The following is an 18,591-nucleotide window of genomic DNA, read 5'->3' on the forward strand; positions in this document are numbered from 1 at the left end:
AGGGGAGCGCGATCAAATGTGGGAGCGAGCTTGCTCGCGATGAGTGAGCGCAGCGAACGGTTTCAACATTCAATTGAATTCCAAGGCAAGCACATGAAGATTTCGAGACAAGCCTACGCCGACATGTTCGGCCCCACCGTCGGTGACAAGGTCCGCCTGGCCGACACCGAACTGTGGATCGAAGTGGAAAAGGACTTCACCACCTACGGCGAAGAAGTGAAATTCGGTGGCGGTAAGGTGATTCGCGACGGCATGGGCCAGAGCCAGTTATTGGCCGCCGAAGTCGTGGACACCTTGATCACCAACGCGCTGATCATCGACCACTGGGGCATCGTCAAGGCCGATGTCGGCCTCAAGGACGGGCGCATCCAGGCCATCGGCAAGGCCGGTAACCCGGACATTCAGCCTGACGTGACCATCGCCATCGGCGCCAGCACCGAAGTGATCGCTGGCGAAGGCATGATCCTCACCGCCGGGGGTATCGATAGCCACATCCACTTCATCTGCCCACAACAGATCGAAGAAGCGTTGATGAGCGGTGTGACCACCATGATCGGCGGCGGTACAGGCCCAGCCACCGGAACCAATGCCACCACCTGCACCTCCGGGCCGTGGCACCTGGCGCGCATGCTCCAGGCCGCCGATGCCTTCCCAATGAACATCGGTTTCACCGGCAAGGGCAACGCCAGCCTGCCGGAGCCGCTGATCGAACAGGTCAAGGCCGGGGCCATCGGCCTGAAGCTGCACGAAGACTGGGGCACCACGCCGGCGGCCATCGACAACTGTCTGAGCGTGGCCGACGCGTACGACGTGCAGGTGGCGATCCACACCGACACCCTCAACGAATCCGGTTTCGTGGAAACCACCCTGGCCGCGTTCAAGGGCCGCACCATCCACACCTATCACACCGAAGGCGCCGGCGGCGGACACGCGCCGGACATCATCAAGGCCTGCGGTTTCCCCAACGTATTGCCCAGTTCCACCAACCCGACCCGGCCGTTCACCCGCAACACCATCGACGAACACCTGGACATGCTGATGGTCTGCCATCACCTGGACCCAAGCATCGCCGAAGACGTGGCGTTCGCCGAGAGCCGCATCCGCCGTGAAACCATCGCCGCCGAAGACATCCTCCACGACCTCGGCGCCTTCTCGATGATCAGTTCCGACAGCCAGGCCATGGGCCGCGTCGGCGAAGTCATCACGCGCACCTGGCAGACCGCCGACAAGATGAAGAAGCAGCGCGGCGCGCTCCCTGGCGACGGCGAAGGCAACGACAATTTCCGCATCAAGCGCTACATCGCCAAGTACACCATCAACCCGGCGATCACCCATGGCATCAGCCATGAAGTGGGCTCCATCGAGGTGGGCAAGTGGGCTGACCTGGTGCTGTGGCGCCCGGCATTTTTCGGCGTCAAGCCGACCCTGATCCTCAAGGGTGGGGCGATTGCGGCCAGCCTGATGGGCGACGCCAACGCCTCGATCCCGACACCGCAACCGGTGCACTACCGACCGATGTTCGCCAGCTACGGCGGCTCGCGGCACGCCACCAGCCTGACCTTCATCAGCCAGGCCGCCGCCGAGGCCGGGTTGCCGGAACAGCTTGGACTGAAGAAGAGAATTGCCGTGGTCAAAGGCTGTCGGGATGTGCAGAAAACCGATTTGATCCACAACGACTACCTGCCAAACATCGACGTTGATCCGCAGACCTATCAGGTCAAGGCCGATGGGGTGTTGTTGTGGTGTGAGCCGGCTGAGGTGCTGCCGATGGCGCAGCGGTATTTTCTGTTTTGAACCAGCGCGGTTCTTGTGGCGAGGGAGCTTGCTCCCGCTGGACCGTAGGAGCTGCCGAAGGCTCGGGCCGCGTTCGGACGATCTTTTGATCTTTTGATCTTTTGATCTTTCGCTTGGGACTCAAGCGTTTGGGGAAAGATCGCAGCCTCGTTGCACTCGACAGCTCCTACGCTCCTACGGTTCGGCGGGAGCACGCGTCCTCGTCACGGTTTTCATTGCCTGAAAGGGTCAGCTTACAGGTCGGTACTTCCCGGCAACTGCTCCAGCTCGGTTCGCGTCAGCGACTGGACCAGCTCCGCTTCCTTGATCTTGTGTTGCAGGCCCAACGCCTCGGACTGGCTGATGTAGTCGGCGTCCTCCAGGGTCCCGGCTGTCTTCGCTTCATCCAGCTCGATCTGGTTGGCGATAAGGGTGTCATTCAGCGCCTGGAAGGAGGGCCCATGCGCCTGCTTCAAATAATCGATCCAGAAATCCCGGCCCACCAGCGACTGAAACTGCTGGGGGGAATCGTCCAGCCCCAGCACCTCATTGGCAGCGGCATCGAGCTTTCCAGGGGTGACATCTCCCAGCGTGAGAAAAACCCCGCCTGCGGGTTGCCCCGGTAGCCCCAGTCGATCCTTGAGCCCCACACGGTAAGCCAGACGGACCTCGACTTCTTCTATCAGCGCCAGGTTTTCGCGCTTTTCATCGTTGGTCAGGTCGGTGCGGGCATTGATCGCATCACGGCGCCGCTGAATATCCTGCAGGGCAATACGCTCTACCTCATCGAGGCGAAACAGCCCCTTGGCCAGCCGGACCAGTGCTGCCGCCTCATCCTTTCCAACCGCCAAGGCCCTGGCGTTGTGGATCATCAAACGGATTTCCAGGTAGCTGAAGGACAAGGCTGCGCGATCTTCACAGGCCGGTTGGCCAGCCAGGTCGAACAGTTCATGACGCAAGTCGGTGGCGTTGCCCATCGCCTCGAGCATCTGCCAGACGCGGGCCTGGAGGTCCGAATAATCTTCCAGCCCCTGATAGGAGTCGGCCAACCGATGCAACAACTCAAAAAACTCTCCCGAGTGCTGCTCACCCGCCAGGCTTTGCCACAAGGTTCTTTTTTCCGCCAGTTGGTCCGCAGGCAGGTCGCGCAGCCATTGCTGCATGTTCGGCGGCCCGACCGGCGCTGAGAACCCAAACGCCTCGGGCAAACGCAGAACGACCCATTCAGGACGCGTCCGCAAGACCGTCGCCCAATAATCACGCATGCGCTGCTGGACCTCCTCGCTCAACGGGTTGCCCTGCAACAACGTCACGCGATTTAGACGTGCGGTGGCATGGGCACGCTCGGCGGGCGGGTCGAGCAGGTGATCCGGTACCTGGGTCAAGCCGTTGTCGCGCAGGTCGATCAGCTCCAGCGGTTGATCGCGCAGGCCAGAGGGCCAGGCAGTGATCCCGGTGTTCTTCAACTGCAGTCGTTCCAGCTCAGGTAGCCTGCTGAAGTCCGGCAGGCGTATCAGCAAGTTGTGATCCAGGTCGAGGTTTTTCAGCTGCCTAAGGCTTTGCAGGACTTCAACGCTACGACGTGTCAGGCCGATCTGGTTATTCGCCAGTCGAAGCGTCTCCAGATCTCGCATCCCCTCCAGAGTTCCGGGAATATCCATCAGCCTGTTGCTGGACATTTCCAGGCGCTTGAGGGAGGAGAACGCGCTGAGGAAGCTGTCGCAGTAGTCCAGCGTCAAGCCCATGTCAGACATAATGAGCACACCCACATGGCTGAAGTCGGCCATCAGATGCGGCAATGCGCCGATGTTCAATCCGCTCAAATCAAGCTCATACCCGAGCGTGCGGCCATCGGCCCCTACAACGAGCCGGGTCTGACGCCGCCAGCATCGCTCGATGTGTTCGGCCGCTATCTCTCTGACCCCCGTCGGTACTTGCCGACGGTGATTACCCTCGTAACGCCATCCAAAGGTAGCAATCCAGCGGTCCAGATCCTGACGTAGCATTTTCAACTCGACTTTACGTCGCTTGAGCTCCCTCACCGCGCCGTTGCCCAGTGATCGCAACAACGCCTCGGTCTGTTGCGCCGTGTAGCTGGGGTACAGCTCCAGCACCCGACTCTCCGGCGAGCGGCCCAGGCGCAACCAATCCCGCAGTCCACCCAGGGGGTAACCGACGTTGCCCGAAGCCAGGCGCATCGGCGATTGGAAGGCGGGCTTGAGCGCGGGTATCTTCAAGCGGCTCGCCAGCGCGTCCCGGTCCACTGGCGAAGCGCCGATGGCCTCTCTCAACAGGGCGCCGTGATGGATCGAGGGCCGAGCCATGGCCCGGCGTTCGGCATCCGGCAGGGCATGCTGCAAGGCCTCGAAGACGCTGCCCCAATGGCTCAGTTCATTGCCGCTGTCGTCAAAGGCCTGATAGAGATCATCGTCCTTGACCACGACCTTGGTCTGCGCCGCATTTTGCGGCCCGATGCTGTCGATCAAGGCACCGGAAACAGTCGCCTCGCGCAGTTCGATGCGCAGCGTGTCACTCCAGCCAGGCAAGGTTTCCAGCGTGGCCAACACCAATCGAGGCGTGTCCGCCGTGGCCAAGGCGTCCTGATACAGGCCCTCGTAGGCTCGGTTCAGACGCACCCTGCGCTGATAGTGGCGCAGCTCTTCGGCGATGCGCAGCGGGATGGGTTTGGTCTGGTCGGCCTCGGTGAAATCCCAGGCGGCCATTTGCTGCAACTCTTCGGTACCGGCCAGGGTGATGATCTGCTCGATCGCCTTTATCGGAACCGAGGGGAAACGGGACTTGATCAGCGTGACATGGGGGTCACTTCTCGTCTCGCTCAGGGCGTAGTAATCGTTGAGCAACGGCACCTTTTCATTCACCGCCGCTTTGGCGAGTGCCTGGCGCAGGTGCCGGACGCGAGCGTCCATGTTGGTTTTCGCAATCGGCGGACTCGCCGTGGCCAACAGATCGACGCCTGCGGCATCTACCGCTTCGATCAGGTTTTTCAACAACGACGGTGTGCGGGCCCTGGCCTCGGTAAGGCTGGCCTCACGAACCGGGGCCTCCCCTTCCGAAGGGCGGACGTATTCCCAACGTGTCCGGCCGGCGTCGTCGACGATCTTCAGTTTCAGCCCTCTTGGCCACGGGCCGTATTGAGTCAGCAAGTGCAGCAACGGCTTGGTCTGTTCAGGGTGCAGCGGGTCCTCGCTTTGCAACTGCCCGATGAATGTGTCGATTTGTCGGCAGAGGTCGAAACGATCGAGGGTGTCGGCCAGCAACGCCGGCACCGGCTCGCCCTCGACATGCAACCGTCGCAGGACGTCTTGCGGGGTCGCGCTGGCGAGGCGGATCTGCTCCAGTTCGGCATCGCTGAAATCCTTGACGCCATGCCCCAGCCGCCTCATCAGTGTCGTGCCTTCCCAGGAACGCGGCTGTTCCAGTTCGTGGTGCCAGGCACCGCTGCCGTTGTCCGTCAACTCGGGCTGGTAAGCCTGCGGACGGGAAGGATGACGAATGCGATAACGCAGGGTTTGCCGGTCCTGTTGCACTTCAAAACGTTGCCCACCCAGTGGCAGGATCTGCTGATCGCCGACCCGATACAGGCCCTGGCTATCCGGGCTTGAGGCTTCGGGAGGCGCCAGCTCACTCTGGTAAACACTCAGGTCGGGGCGCCACAGACGCGATTGGCCATTGGTCAATTGAACCGCCTCCAACTGATCCACCGTGCTCGACCATCGAATGTGCGGCAGTACCGCCGCACCGGTGGCGACGAAGGCCGTGTTGAGGGCGACGCTGGAAAAATGCGCCCACATTTCCCGGGTCTCCCCACGTTCGAACGCTTCGATGCCCTCGAATGCCTCGTTGAACATCTGCACGGCCCCGACCGTCAACATCAACGGCCCCAACCCTGGCACGACGAACGCCGCCAGGTTGAACACATCGACCACCGCGTCCAGGTAACTGTCCAGGCGCGCCAGGCGGGCTTTCTGGTCTTCATCACCGGTAGGCACCGCCACCGCGCGTGCGTCAGCCTGGATCTTCTCGATCTGCCGCAGGCGTAGCGAGCCCCACAGGTCGCCGGCAATCGGCGCCGTGCCCATGGGCAGGTTGCGCAACGACGATTTGAGGGGGTAATCGGCCTGATCATCGGCCGTCGGAGAGGTTTGATAGAAGTGCTTGAACTGCCGGAAAAACACCCCTTGCTGACGCAACGGCACAAAACGGCTGAAGAAACGGCGGTAGGCGGTGGCGTGCAGGCGCCGCCGCAGTTCAGCCATGAACTCGGCGCTGGAGGCATACTCCTTGAGGGGATGCTCGGGATCGCCCGGAAGGTAGGCCACCACCGGCACCACCCGACGGCTGTTTTCAAGGTTGGGGCCGATCAACAACGGGCCGACCAGTTCGATGTCGAAGACTTTCAGGGAGGTGAAGGTCACGGCCTGGCCATCGAGGGTGACGTCGCGCTCCCCATCAATCACCTGCTGCAGCAGCTTATAGACCGCCGGGCTGATGTCGGCCTTGGCCCGTGCGATCTGGATGCACAGCGCCAAGCCGTGCCGGTGATGCTCCTCCAGAGAATGCTCCAGCGGGTTGTACGTCTTGCCGCCGTCGGGTCGCAGGACAGCGTTGATGTGGTCCTGATACCGGCGCCCCAGGTCCAGCGTGCGGCACAACTTGGCGAAGGCTTCTGGGGCAATCGGCAACGCTCCTGCGCGAACGGCGTCGATGAAAGGCACCACTGCGCCGCCTTGGGACGGACGCACCGTGGTAATGAGGCTGCAATCGGTGCAGGCGGCCTTGCGCGCTTCCTCTGGCGCGAAATTGGCCAGCGCCGCCTCCAGCAATGAGGTGCCACGATATTCGTAGCGATCGAAGTGGCCGCCCTCGCTGTCCAGGACCAGCGCCCCAAAAAAATCATCGCGGGTCTTGCGCCCGTACTTGCGGACGAAATACACCGCGTTGACGTTCAACGCGAGGTTGAACTCATCCAGGAGCGCCTGCTCGAGCAAGGGTTCGGCAAAGGCGCGAATGTCCTGGATATTGCCGAGCCGGTTGTCGACCTGGTTCAGGCGCTCGCGGTATAGAGAGTGGCTGTCCTTCAGGCTGCTCCAGAGGTCGGGGGAGGCTTTCGCATACCAGCCCGGAAGCGTCAGCTCATGGTCGCTCAGTTCCTGCTGGCGTTGCACGATGGCCCCGCTGTACCAGCCGGGAATACGGGTTTTGAGCAGGTCGAAATGCTCGCCTTGGGGAATGGCGAGACGGGGGGTGAAGCCTGGCATATCGGGTCATCCTTGACGATGGAAAACCCGAGCCTAACCAGTGTGCCACCGAGGCGTGCGGTAACTGTTTATCGCTTTTTTCGACAAGACATGACGGACACGAGCCGCCACTGTCAGTCCACCCAGCGGCCCAGTTGCTGGCGCAGTCGACGGTTCTCGATTCGCAGTTGCTGGACTTCCTCCAGCAGGTCCAACGCCAGGGCGACGCCTTCCCATTCCAGGTCCAGGTCGCGCCGCAGCTTCGCGGCGCGCTTGGCCAAGGCCAGTTCGTAATCGGTAAAACGCCAATCCGTCGGAGCCGCGCCGTGGGGATCGAGGATGCCATGCTCGACGATTTCGATCACATGGACGTCGGCCAATGCGGCGGCTTCACAGAATTCCAGCAGGTTCAGTTCAATGATCGGGGTGTTCATGATCTGCTTCTCCCAATGCTTTAACTGTCGAGTCTAGCCATGACTGTGGCGAGGGAGCTTGCTCCCGCTCGGCTGCGTAGCAGTCGGAAAAACCTGCCAACTGTTTTTTCCTGGCACTGCGCGTCCAATGGTTTTGGGGCTGCTTCGCAGCCCAGCGGGAGCAAGCTCCCTCGCCACAGGCTTTGTGTTCAGCGGGTCATCAACCACAGGTCAGAAATTCTCCCGCGGATCGAACGCCGCTTTCTTCGCCAACTCCGCCCACAGCGCCTTGACCGCTTCGTCGCTGGCCTTGGGCATTACGGCCTTGAGCTGCACGAACAGGTAGCCGCGCTCGCCCGCTTTGTTACGCAAACCATGGCCCTTGGCGCGCATGCGCTGGCCGTTCTGGCTGCCGGCCGGGACCTTGAGGTTGATCTTGCCGGTGAGGGTCGGCACCGCCACCTCCGTGCCCAGTGCCAGCTCCCATGGAGCCAGGGGCAAGGTGATGATCAGGTCCTGGCCTTCGACGTCGAACTTGGGATGCGGGGCAAAGCGAATGGTCAGGTACAAATCGCCATTGGCGCCGCCACCGATACCCGGCGCCCCCTGGCCCTTGAGGCGGATGCGTTCGCCGTCGGTCACGCCCAGCGGGATCTTCACGTTCAGGCTTTTACTGGTATTGCTCACGTGCTGGCCGGCGGCGTTGTACTGCGGCACCTGGAAGCTGACCTTTTTCGACTCGCTCGACAGGGTCTCTTCCAGGAAGATCGGTAATTCCATTTCCACGTCTTGCCCTCGACGGCCGGTGCTGCGGCCTGACTGTCCACCACCGAAACCCGGCCCGCGATTACCAAAAATCGAGCTGAAGAAATCCGAAAAATCGCCCGTGTCCTGGCCGCCGCCAAAACCGCCGCGGCTCTGCCAGCCTGGCGGCCCCTGGAACGGCTGGCCGTGCTGGCCATAGCGACGCAGATCGTCGTATTCGGCGCGTTTGTCGGCACTTTTCAGCGCTTCATAGGCTTCGGAGACGTCCTTGAACTTGGTCTCGGCATCCTTTTCCTTGCTCACATCCGGGTGGTACTTGCGCGCCAGCTTGCGGTAGGCAGCCTTGATCGTGCTGTCGTCCGCCGTGGGCTCAACACCCAGGATTTTGTAATAGTCTTTGAAGTCCATCTAAGCATCACCATCCGTTATCGATGTCGCACCGCCACGCACAGCTTGCCCGAATGACCGGACAGCGGGTTGACCGACCTCAAGATTGGGACCGGGCGGCACGTCAGAAGTTTATCGGCAGCTGGCGGCGGTTCTTGTACCCGCCTTGCGCTACCAGGCTCATGCCAGCAAGTTTGGGGGTATAAGAGCGTCTTTCAAGGCCCGTGATTGCGAATTAGCAGATAACCGGCCTTCGAATCCGGGCCGCACTGACATACACTGCGCGGCCGTTTTTTCAACTGGAATCCGAAAGACATGAAAAACGCATCTCCGGCCCGTGCCTGCGGCATCGACTTCGGCACGTCCAACTCCACTGTCGGCTGGCTGCGCCCCGGCATGGAAACGCTGATTGCGCTGGAGGACGACAAGATCACCCTGCCCTCGGTGGTCTTTTTCAATCTCGAGGAACGCCGCCCGGTATATGGCCGTCTGGCCTTGCACGAGTACCTGGAAGGCTACGAAGGCCGGCTGATGCGCTCGCTCAAGAGCCTGCTGGGCTCCAAGCTGATCAAGCACGACACCAGCGTGCTGGGCACGGCCATGCCCTTCAAGGACCTGCTGGGGCTGTTCATCGGTCAGTTGAAGAAACGCGCCGAGGCCACCGCCGGTCGGGAATTCGAAGAAGTGGTACTGGGTCGCCCGGTGTTTTTCGTCGACGACGATGAAATGGCCGATCAGGAAGCGGAAAACACCCTGGTGGACGTGGCCCGCGCCATCGGTTTCAAGGAAGTCTCATTCCAGTATGAGCCCATCGCGGCGGCCTTCGATTATGAATCGACCATCGAGAAAGAAGAGCTGGTGCTGATCGTCGACATCGGCGGTGGTACGTCGGACTTCTCCCTGGTGCGCCTGTCGCCCGAACGCCGCACCCACGACAACCGCCACGCGGACATCCTCGCCACCGGCGGCGTGCACATCGGCGGGACCGATTTCGACAAGCAGCTCTCGCTGGCCGGCCTGATGCCGCTGTTCGGCTACGGCAGCCGCATGAAAAGCGGCGCCTACATGCCCACCAGCCACCACATGAACCTGGCGACCTGGCACACCATCAACGGCGTGTACTCACAAAAATCCACCCTGGCCCTGGCAAGCATGCGTTACGACATCGAAGACACCGGGGGCATCGACCGGTTGTTCAAGCTGATCGACCAGCGCGCCGGGCACTGGCTGGCGATGGAAGTGGAAGAAACCAAGATCCAGCTCACCCACACCGACCAGCGCCATGTGGCACTGGACCGGATCGAGGCGGGCCTGAGCGTGGACCTGAGCCGGGAACTGTTTGAATCGGCCATTGACGGCCTGCTGGAGCGCGTACGCGGCAGCGTCACGCAATTGCTGGGCGATGCCAACGTACGCGTCGATCAGGTGGATACGGTGTTCTTTACCGGCGGTTCCAGCGGCATCCCGGCGTTGCGCAACAGCGTCTCGGCCATGCTCCCCCTGGCCCGGCATGTGGAAGGCAACATCTTCGGCAGCATCGGCAGCGGGTTGGCGATCGAGGCGATGAAGCGCTACGGCACGCAGGTCTGATCCAGGACCGATGCGCCTGAATCGCGAGCAAGCTCGCTCCCACAATTGACCGAGCTCTTCAGAAAGAATGCGGTTCAAATGTGGGAGCGGGCTTGCTCGCGAAGGCGTCAGATCAGCCAACACATTTCCTGGATCAAACCATCCCCACCTGCTTCAACTCACTCTTGAGATACGCATAGTAGATCGGCCCCGCCACCACGCCCGGCAGGCCGAACGCGGCTTCGAACACCAGCATCGCCATGAGCAATTCCCAGGACTTGGCGCTGATCTGCCCACCGACGATGCGGGCATTGAGGAAGTATTCGAGCTTGTGGATGACGATCAGGTAACCCAGCGCCGCCATTGCCACCCAGATCGACAGCGACAAGGCGACGATGGTGATCAGCGTGTTGGACATCAGGTTGCCAATGACCGGCAGCAGCCCCAACAGGAACGTCATGACGATCAGGGTCTTGGTCAGCGGCAGGTGGATGCCGAACAGCGGCAGCACCACCGCCAGGAAAATTCCGGTGAAGAAGGTGTTGAGCAGGGAAATCTTGATCTGGGCGAACACAATGTTGCGAAACGCCTTGACCAACAGGTTCAGACGGTCGAACAGCGCCGCAGCCAGGGGTTTGCGCTTGGTCAGGTCGGGGATGCGCTGCAGGGCGACGATGGCCCCCAGGACCATGCCGATCAACAGCGTCACGAACATGTGCGCCGCATCCTTGCCCACCAGTTGCAGGTCGCTCAGGTGCTTGGTCATCCAGTCGCCAATCGCCACCCGGAACTCGGCCGCGCTGGCCGGCAGGTAGGCGTCGATGAACGGCGGCAACTGCCCCCGAGCGCGGTCGACCACTGCCATGAACATGTCCAGGGACGCGCCTGGGTTTTCCACCTCATGCAGCAGGAAACTGATGGCCCCGGCGAAAATCAACGTCAGCACACTGACCACCAGCGTGCCCAGCAGCGCCACCGCCAACCAGCGGGCACGCCGACCTTCGATCAGCCGTTGCAGCTGCGGGGTGAGCATGTTGACCAGCTCGAACACCAGCAAACCGGCCAGCAGGCTCGGCAACAGGCGCAACGGCAGCACCAGCAACAGCCCACCAAAAATGATCACCCAACTGACCACCAACAAGACATGACGCTGAGAAAACGTTGGCATACAGCCTCAGAACAAAACGGCGTAAAAGGATCGGCAGTCTGCCAGCGTTCCACCAACAGCACTAGGGATTGTATCGGCTGACCTGGATCACAGTGCAGGTGTTTTTTGCAGCGCCGGTGAAGGCCCCATCGCGAGCAGGCTCGCTCCCACAGTAGATTTGCACTGCCCGGTCCATTGTGGGAGCGAGCCTGCTCGCGATGGGGCCTTCACAGGCTGAAGAAAATTCCAGTCGTTATTTCTTCTTCAGGCACTCGCTCATGAATACCTTGCGGGCATCGCCTTTCAGGGCCTGAGTGGTGGCGTCGGCATTGCAGGTCTTCATACGCTCCTGCGGGGTGGCCTTGAGGCAGTTGCTCATGAAGGCTTTGCGCTCATCACCCTTGAGGGCCTTGGCGCTCGCGTCGGCATTGCAGGTAGTCATCTTGTTCTGTTGGGCCGTGGCGGCGAAGCCCTGGAAAGACAGCAGCAACCCGAGCACCAACAAAGGAACACGCAGCATCTTCATGATGTTTTCTCCTGACTGCCGCACGAGGGGTACGGCGATGAAATGCAGTGTAGACAACGCCTGTCGCACCTTCATCTGCGTGATTTTCTGTGCCTGATTGACCGTCTTCGCGAGCAAGCCCGCTCCCACATTCGACCGAGTTTCGTCAGAAGGAATGCGGTTAAATGTGGGAGCGGGCTTGCTCGCGAAGAACGATAACGCGGTCATCCTGACGTTCTACACCCCCGCCGCCTTCAACCGCTGCGCATGCTCGACGAACAACCGGACCGGTTCGGCGCCCTTGCCCACCAGCCCCAGCGACTGGTTGACGATGTCGAAGTGATCCAGCGGATAGTCATCGCCGATCACCGTGCCCAGGTGCGAGCTGTAGCGCCCGACCATGCCGTCGCATTGCCCCTCCTCGCGCACGAAGGTGCGAGCGAAGAGCCGGCAGGTACGGTTGGTGCCGTCCAAGAGGTTAAGTCCCTTGTCGGTCTTGCCGGGCTGCAAGGTGCCGGTCCAGGAGTAATAACGCACGCCATTGACCACTTCCGGTCCGTTCCCGCCCCACATTTCTGGCAGGCCCTGAGGATATTGCTGGTTGAACAGGGCCACGCCCGCGGTAGTGAGAGAACCGTGAGACGCCTGGATATCCACCGGTAACCTGGGCCCGCGATAACCGGTTTCCAGCAGGCTCATCAGGGCGCCAATCAACCGCAGCAAGGCACTGAGCAAGCGCCCCTTGACGCTGTCAGCCGGGTAGTGAGTCTGCAGGTAATCAGCCAGCTCGGAACCATGGTTGGTGCCGGCCACCGAAGTGACCGATGCCACCAGGTCCGGGCGCTTGGCCGCCGCATAGCGTGCCGTGAGGGCGCCTTGGCTGTGGCCGATCAGGTTGACCTTCTGCGCACCGGTTTGCTTCAGGATCTCCTCGATCCGCGCGAGCAACTGCTCGCCGCGCACCTCGGATGAGTGCAGCGGTGACACCTGCACAGCAATCACCACTGCCCCACCCCGGCGCAACGCCGAGACGATCCCGTACCAATATGGATACAGCACCAGACGAATGAACCCGAGCATTCCGGGGACCAGCACCAGCGGGTAACGAGTGGCGCACTGTTGTGACATGGCGACATCCTTGATCAATAGGTGGTCAGCATCGGTATCGATGATGACCCGTCTATGACACCCGCGCCATCAGAACGTCTGCGCCAACGCCAGCAGGCGTTGCTCGGCCTCGGCGCAAGACTGGGCGAAACTGCGCTCGGCCGACTCCTCGCCTTCGGCAGCAACCACCGTCACGTCGGTGATGCCGATAAAGCCCAGCACGGTGCGCAACAGCGTGTCGGCGTGGTTCATCCCCTCAAGCTGACCGCCGGGCCCGAAACCGAAGTCGCCACGACTGGTCACGATCAGCGCTTTCTTGCCCAGTACCAGCGGTTCGTACTGCGACACGCCGTTATCCAGGCTGTGGTTGAACGTCAGCCCGATCCGGACGATCTGGTCGATCCAGGCTTTCACGCCGCTGGGCACGCTGAAGTTGTGCATGGGCGCAGAGATGACCAACCGATCATGGGCCTGCAACTCCGTCACCAATGCATCACTGAGTGCCAGGTCCGCCTGCATGGTCAACGGGCGGGCTTGCGGTTCGGGGTAGAACGCCGCCGCGATGAATGCTTCATTGACCGGAGGAATCACGGTGCGCCCCACTTCGCGACGGGTCGGCTGGGAATGCGGATGAACCGCCTGCCAGGCCGAGACAAAGCTTTCGGCCAGACGTCGGGAGTGAGAGCGCTCGCCCCGAGGGCTGCCATGCACGACAAGAATTTTGCTCATCTGAATCTCCTGGGTTTGCGACTAGAATCAATCGACTCTTTTCGCTTCCAGCTTGACGTCCAACGCTACGGGCGGACAAATGAGCGATCATCAACTTGGATGAGGTAGTTTCATCCATGGCCATTCAGGAGCTCTGCGATGTTTGCCACGCTGCCCCTCAACGCACTGCGCGCCTTTGAGTCTGCCGCACGGCTGCTCAGCTTCAAGGCAGCGGCGGCGGAGCTGTCGGTGACACCCACGGCGGTCTCCCATCAGATTCGCGCCCTGGAAACCTGGCTGGGTGTGCCGTTGTTCGAACGCCTGCCGCGCCAGGTGCGGCTCACCGACGGCGGCCAGCGCTTGTTCCAAAGCTTGCACGGTGCCTTGCTGGAAGTGGCACAAAGCGTCGACACCCTGCGTCCGCAACGCACCAACACTCACCTGACCCTTTCCACCACAGCAGCGTTTGCCAGCCTGTGGCTGGTGCCGCGCCTGGGCCGGTTTTATGCGCGTCATCCGAACATCAACGTGCGCCTGGACACTCATTGCGAAGTGGTCGATCTGCATCAGGACGCCAGCGTCGATCTGGTGGTGCGCTACAGCCTGGACAGCTACCCGAACCTGTACGGCCTGTGCCTTTTCGATGAACACTTCGGCGTGTACGGCTCGCCGGAACAAGTGGCCCTGGCGGCGCAGAGGCCGCCCACGCTGATCAGCGTGCGCTGGCACAACGCCAAACTGTATGCCCATGGCTGGGAGGCCTGGTGTGCCCAGGCCGGCGAAACCTGGCTGACCCGACAGCCCTGCGTGCGCGAGTACGACGAGGAGCATTACGCCCTGCAAGCGGCGATAGCCGGGCAAGGCCTGGTACTGGCGAGCAATATTCTGGTTTCTGAAAGCGTCGCCAGTGGCCTGTTGGTGACTTATCGGCCGCAGATCCAGGTCAACGGCGCTGGCTACAGTGCTCTGTGCGTTCCGGGTCGCGAACGCCATGCACCCGTGCGGGCATTCTTCCAGTGGCTGGAAGAAGAGGCTCGGTTGTCCGGTCATGCATTGAAAAATTCAGTAAAACTATTCGAGGATCGCGTCACTCAGACTTAGCGCGAGCAGGCAAATCTGGCTACCGGGTTGGCTTGACCGTCGCTGGCGCCTTGCCGGCTTTCATCTGTTCCAGCAACGGCGCGCACTGGTTCGGCTCGCCACCGCTGGGCGCAACCAGGGCCAACAACCCGGCCGCCGGCGCGGCAATGACGCCCAGCGCCACCATCCCGGCGCCACGCAGCATCAATGGCACAGCCTTGACGCCCGCCGCGGGCTTGGCGAAGGTGCCACGCACATACAAGGGCGAGCGCAGGGAAATCAAGCGCCAGCCCTTGGACTCCGGCGTAATGGTCAGGTCCAGTTGTTCGCTGGCCATGTTCGCCGTGCCATCGACGTAAATGATCGCGTTTGCAGTGTCGAACACGAACAGGCGAGTCGTCGCCAGGCCGGTCTTGATGTCGAAGTCCGCCGCCGCGCAGTTGATCTTCACTTCCTCGTCGCCAAAGATTTTTCCCACCACATAGTTACCGACGTTCAGCCCCGCCAGCTCCATCAACTCCCGACTGATGGCGCCGTCGTTGATGAGCATTTTCAGCGTGCCATTGGCGGTGCCCAGCAACGCCGCCACCGAATTGCCACGGCCGGAAATATCGGCATCACCGTTCAGTTCACCGAAGCTGGTTTTCATCGGCGCGAAACCGGGGAACAACTGTTTGAGTTTGAAACCCCGCGCCGTCAGCCTGGCCTTTCCTTCAAGGGGCCGGGTGCGACCGTTGAGGCGGATCTGCGCATCGAGCCGGCCACCGGCCACACCGAAGCGCAGGGGCTCGAGGCTGAGTTGTCCATCGTTGAGCACCAGGTGCGTGTACAGGTCGGTGAAGGGTAACTGTTCGCTGTGGACGATTCGTTTGCCGGTGAACTCCACGTCGGCATCCATCACGCCCCAGCGCTCGGTACGAAACTCTTCCACGGGCAGGACTTTATCGGACGGCTGTTTGCTCGCCCCGCCGCGGGCCTTTTGTTGCGCGTTGGAATCAGCACCGATCAGCGGCGCCAAGTCGCTGAACAACAGTTGATTGGACACCAGCGCGCCACTGAGTCTGGGCCGCGGCTGACTGGCAACGTAAGCCAAATCACCGTGGATATCGCTATCACCGATCTTGCCGTTGAAGGCCTCATATCGAAACAGTGCCCCGCCCGGTTCGTGGAGCTTGGCGATCAGGCGGCCATCAGTGGAATAGGGCGGCGAATCCGGCAGGGTCACGCCAGTCAGCGGATAAAGATTGGCCAGGCTGTTACCCGCCAGTTTCAAGCGCAGATCCAGCGCGCCCAGATTCATCGGGTCAGTCAGCGTACCGGCCAGTTCGACACGGGTATCGCCAATCTTCGCCTGGGCCTGCAACGGAAAAGGTTGCGACGCATCCTGCAGGGCCAATAGACCACCGACCTTGCCGGAGCCTGCGAGGCTCTGTCCGTGATACTGGCCGTTGACCTTGAAGGCAAACGCATAATCCTGGGGAGACGCGCCCGCGTCCCGGGCTTTTTTCGCAGCACTGTCACCGACGATATCGCTGAACGGGATGGGGTTGCCCAACGGATCGATCAGCAGGTCCAGGCGGGTTTTCAGCGTCTGGTCATCAAGGGTCACATGGCCTTTGTCAAAGCCGATGGTGCCAATGTCGACGGTCCAGCTGGACGGCTCGGCATCCGGGTCTTTCGGATCGAACTCGAACGTCCAGTTGGCACGGCCATCAGCCAGGCGTTGCAGGTTGGCATCGGGCTCCGTCAGGTCGATGCGGGGGATTGCCACTCGCCGGGCCAGCAAGGCCAGGGGCGAAATGCGTAATTCGACGCGCTTGAGCGTGACCATTTGCGCAGTTTTCGACCAGTCCGGGTTGCCCAGGCTCAAGTCTTCGGCCACCACATGAGGCCATGGCACCCAGGCCCGCCAGCCGCCCTCCTGCGGTTCGCGTTGCCAAACCACCGCCAGGTTGCCATTGATGGCGAACGGGCGATGCAACTCTTCAGAAACCTTGGCGTTGAGCGGCGGTTTTATCCGGTTCCAATCGAAGAACGCGATGACCAGCACCAATACGGCCAGCAGGACAACAAGGCTGGCGAAGGTCCAGGCGAAGATTTTTGAGGTGCGCGTCATGCACAAGGCTCCTGATGACAAATCTGCGTCCGGACAAATGACGCCTTGGAAGCACGAACCTGTAATCGGTTCGTTGTGAAGAGTAGGACCGGGGAAACAGCCAACTGGTTTAACTCCGGGGGCGATGAACGGCACAAATAACTCGAAAAACCTGACCGAACCGCCAGCTACGTGTTACCGACACCGCACTTTTGCGAAGCATCAATGGGTACAAAATACCCACTCCGGTGCAAAACATCGCCTCGGAAACGCCCGTTCTAGAGCCTTCAGGCCAAACAATCAATTCCGTTGATTATTACCATTGCCTTTATGAACTTTTATATCGACTTATCGAGAGTAGCATTGCCTCCGTACCCACTTTATCGCCCCCCCAAGGAGCAATGATCATGAAACGCCAATTACTGATGAGCCTCACCCTTTCCATGCTGGCCTCCACCGCTTTCGCGCTGCCAGCTTCCGAGCAAGCCACGCCCCAGGTCAAGGACAGCCGCTCAGTCTACAGCCAGACCGTTGCTGAAGATGGTTACGACCAGACCCGTCAAGGTCAGGAACTGGCTGAAGGCGGCTACGAACGTACCCCTCAAGGTCAGGAAGTCGCTGAAGGCGGTTATGAACGCACCCGTCAGGGCCAGGAAGTCGCTGAAGGTGGCTACGAACGTACCCCTCAAGGCCAGGAAGTCGCTGAAGGCGGCTACGAACGTACCCCTCAAGGCCAGGAAGTCGCTGAAGGTGGCTACGAACGCACCCGTCAAGGCCAGGAAGTCGCTGAAGGTGGCCGTGATCGCCTTGAAGAAAAAGGCCTGGTTGAAGGCGGTTACGAGCGCACTCCACAAGGTCAGGCCGTTGCCGAAGGCGGTGGTGACCGCGTGATCGAACGCAACAGCGCATTGAGCTGAGCCCATGGTGGCCTGCGATAAAGCCCGATTCCTGCAATCGGGCTTTTGATTTTCCGAGAAGCTCGTTTCCCCGCTTGATCCTCCTCTACCGTTCGACGTCGGCAAAGCCGATTTGCTAGAGTGCGTTGCTTCCGTGAATCAGAAGTCAGCCCAGCGATGCTGCCCCGCGCCGAACAGAAACAACAGACCCGAAATGCCTTGATGGATGCAGCCCGTCATTTGATGGAGTGCGGCCGAGGGTTCGGCAGCCTGAGCCTGCGCGAAGTCGCCAGGACCGCCGGCATCGTCCCCACCGGGTTCTACCGGCATTTCGACGACATGGACCACCTGGGCCTGGCACTGGTCAGCGAAGTCGGCCAGACCTTTCGCGAGACGATCCGGCTGGTACGCCACAACGAATTCGTCATGGGCGGCATCATTGATGCCTCGGTGCGTATTTTTCTCGACGTGGTGCAGGCCAACCGCTCGCAATTCCTGTTTTTGGCCCGCGAGCAGTACGGCGGCTCCCTGCCCGTGCGCAAGGCCATCGCCTGTCTGCGTGAAGACATCAGCTCGGACTTGGCCGCCGACCTGGCCCTGATGCCCAAATTGCAGCACCTGGACCTGGCCGCCTTGAGCGTAATGGCCGACCTGATCGTCAAAAGCGTGTTCGCCACCCTGCCGGACATCATCGACCCGCCCGCCGAAGCCTTGCCCGAGCACCTCACCCCGCAAGTGAAGATCACCCAGCAATTGCGCTTTATCTTCATCGGGCTCAAGCATTGGCAGGGCTTGGGTAGCACCGAGTAATGCCTGTGGGAGCGGGCTTGCTCGCGAAGACGGCGGGACAGTCACATCAGGCTGACCTGACCCACCGCTTTCGCGAGC

At 61.2% G+C, this 18,591-nt stretch carries 13 protein-coding genes; 5 read left to right on the forward strand and 8 right to left on the reverse strand.

Features of this window, described 5'->3' with window-relative positions; genetic code table 11:
• Positions 1-93 precede the first annotated feature (93 nt).
• Complete coding sequence (gene ureC, locus AAIS01_RS10155) at positions 94-1,794, forward strand: urease subunit alpha (protein WP_343468858.1); 1,701 nt, start codon at positions 94-96, stop codon at positions 1,792-1,794.
• 233 nt (positions 1,795-2,027) lie between these two features.
• Here ureC and AAIS01_RS10160 read toward each other — a convergent pair whose 3' ends face one another.
• The 3 genes from AAIS01_RS10160 to AAIS01_RS10170 form a co-directional block, all read right to left on the reverse strand.
• Entirely contained in the window at positions 2,028-7,052 is a 5,025-nt protein-coding gene (locus AAIS01_RS10160) for an NEL-type E3 ubiquitin ligase domain-containing protein (protein WP_343468859.1), read from the reverse strand.
• Between the two features lie 113 nt (positions 7,053-7,165).
• Positions 7,166-7,465 (reverse strand): chaperone modulator CbpM, encoded by a 300-nt coding sequence (locus tag AAIS01_RS10165; protein WP_343468860.1) that lies wholly within the window; start codon positions 7,463-7,465, stop codon positions 7,166-7,168.
• 210 nt (positions 7,466-7,675) lie between these two features.
• Positions 7,676-8,617, reverse strand: a complete 942-nt coding sequence (locus tag AAIS01_RS10170) for a DnaJ C-terminal domain-containing protein (protein ID WP_343468861.1) — start codon at positions 8,615-8,617, stop codon at positions 7,676-7,678.
• A 294-nt stretch (positions 8,618-8,911) separates the two neighbouring features.
• Between AAIS01_RS10170 and AAIS01_RS10175 the strand changes: the two genes are divergently transcribed.
• Positions 8,912-10,186 (forward strand): Hsp70 family protein, encoded by a 1,275-nt coding sequence (locus AAIS01_RS10175; protein WP_092395826.1) that lies wholly within the window; start codon positions 8,912-8,914, stop codon positions 10,184-10,186.
• Between the two features lie 133 nt (positions 10,187-10,319).
• Here the strand turns inward: AAIS01_RS10175 and AAIS01_RS10180 are convergent, their stop codons facing one another.
• From AAIS01_RS10180 to AAIS01_RS10195, 4 genes are all read right to left on the reverse strand, one after another.
• Positions 10,320-11,333: an AI-2E family transporter gene (locus tag AAIS01_RS10180; protein WP_343468862.1), complete on the reverse strand. Its 1,014-nt coding sequence runs from the start codon at positions 11,331-11,333 to the stop codon at positions 10,320-10,322.
• A gap of 232 nt (positions 11,334-11,565) precedes the next feature.
• Complete coding sequence (locus AAIS01_RS10185; protein ID WP_343469042.1) at positions 11,566-11,838, reverse strand: PsiF family protein; 273 nt, start codon at positions 11,836-11,838, stop codon at positions 11,566-11,568.
• Positions 11,839-12,054: 216 nt separating this feature from the next.
• On the reverse strand, positions 12,055-12,945 hold the full coding sequence (locus AAIS01_RS10190; protein ID WP_343468863.1) for an alpha/beta fold hydrolase: 891 nt from the start codon (positions 12,943-12,945) through the stop codon (positions 12,055-12,057).
• A 69-nt stretch (positions 12,946-13,014) separates the two neighbouring features.
• The gene (locus tag AAIS01_RS10195) at positions 13,015-13,653 is read right to left on the reverse strand and encodes an FMN-dependent NADH-azoreductase (protein ID WP_343468864.1); all 639 of its coding nucleotides are present in this window, start codon (positions 13,651-13,653) and stop codon (positions 13,015-13,017) included.
• A gap of 138 nt (positions 13,654-13,791) precedes the next feature.
• Here AAIS01_RS10195 and AAIS01_RS10200 point away from each other — a divergent pair, with 138 nt between their 5' ends.
• Positions 13,792-14,733, forward strand: coding sequence for a LysR substrate-binding domain-containing protein (locus AAIS01_RS10200; protein WP_343468865.1), 942 nt, complete (start codon positions 13,792-13,794; stop codon positions 14,731-14,733).
• 19 nt (positions 14,734-14,752) lie between these two features.
• On the opposite strand, the gene AAIS01_RS10205 is transcribed toward AAIS01_RS10200, so the two are convergent.
• A complete protein-coding gene (locus tag AAIS01_RS10205; RefSeq protein WP_343468866.1) occupies positions 14,753-16,828 on the reverse strand; it encodes an AsmA family protein in 2,076 nt (691 codons plus the stop codon).
• Positions 16,829-17,214: 386 nt separating this feature from the next.
• On the opposite strand from AAIS01_RS10205, the gene AAIS01_RS10210 reads away from it, so the two are divergent.
• A complete protein-coding gene (locus AAIS01_RS10210) occupies positions 17,215-17,724 on the forward strand; it encodes a hypothetical protein (RefSeq protein WP_343468867.1) in 510 nt (169 codons plus the stop codon).
• A 156-nt stretch (positions 17,725-17,880) separates the two neighbouring features.
• Complete coding sequence (locus AAIS01_RS10215) at positions 17,881-18,513, forward strand: TetR family transcriptional regulator (RefSeq protein ID WP_343468868.1); 633 nt, start codon at positions 17,881-17,883, stop codon at positions 18,511-18,513.
• Positions 18,514-18,591: the final 78 nt, after the last annotated feature.

The organism is Pseudomonas halotolerans (assembly GCF_039581215.1).
Classification (GTDB): Bacteria; Pseudomonadota; Gammaproteobacteria; order Pseudomonadales; family Pseudomonadaceae; genus Aquipseudomonas; species Aquipseudomonas tehranensis.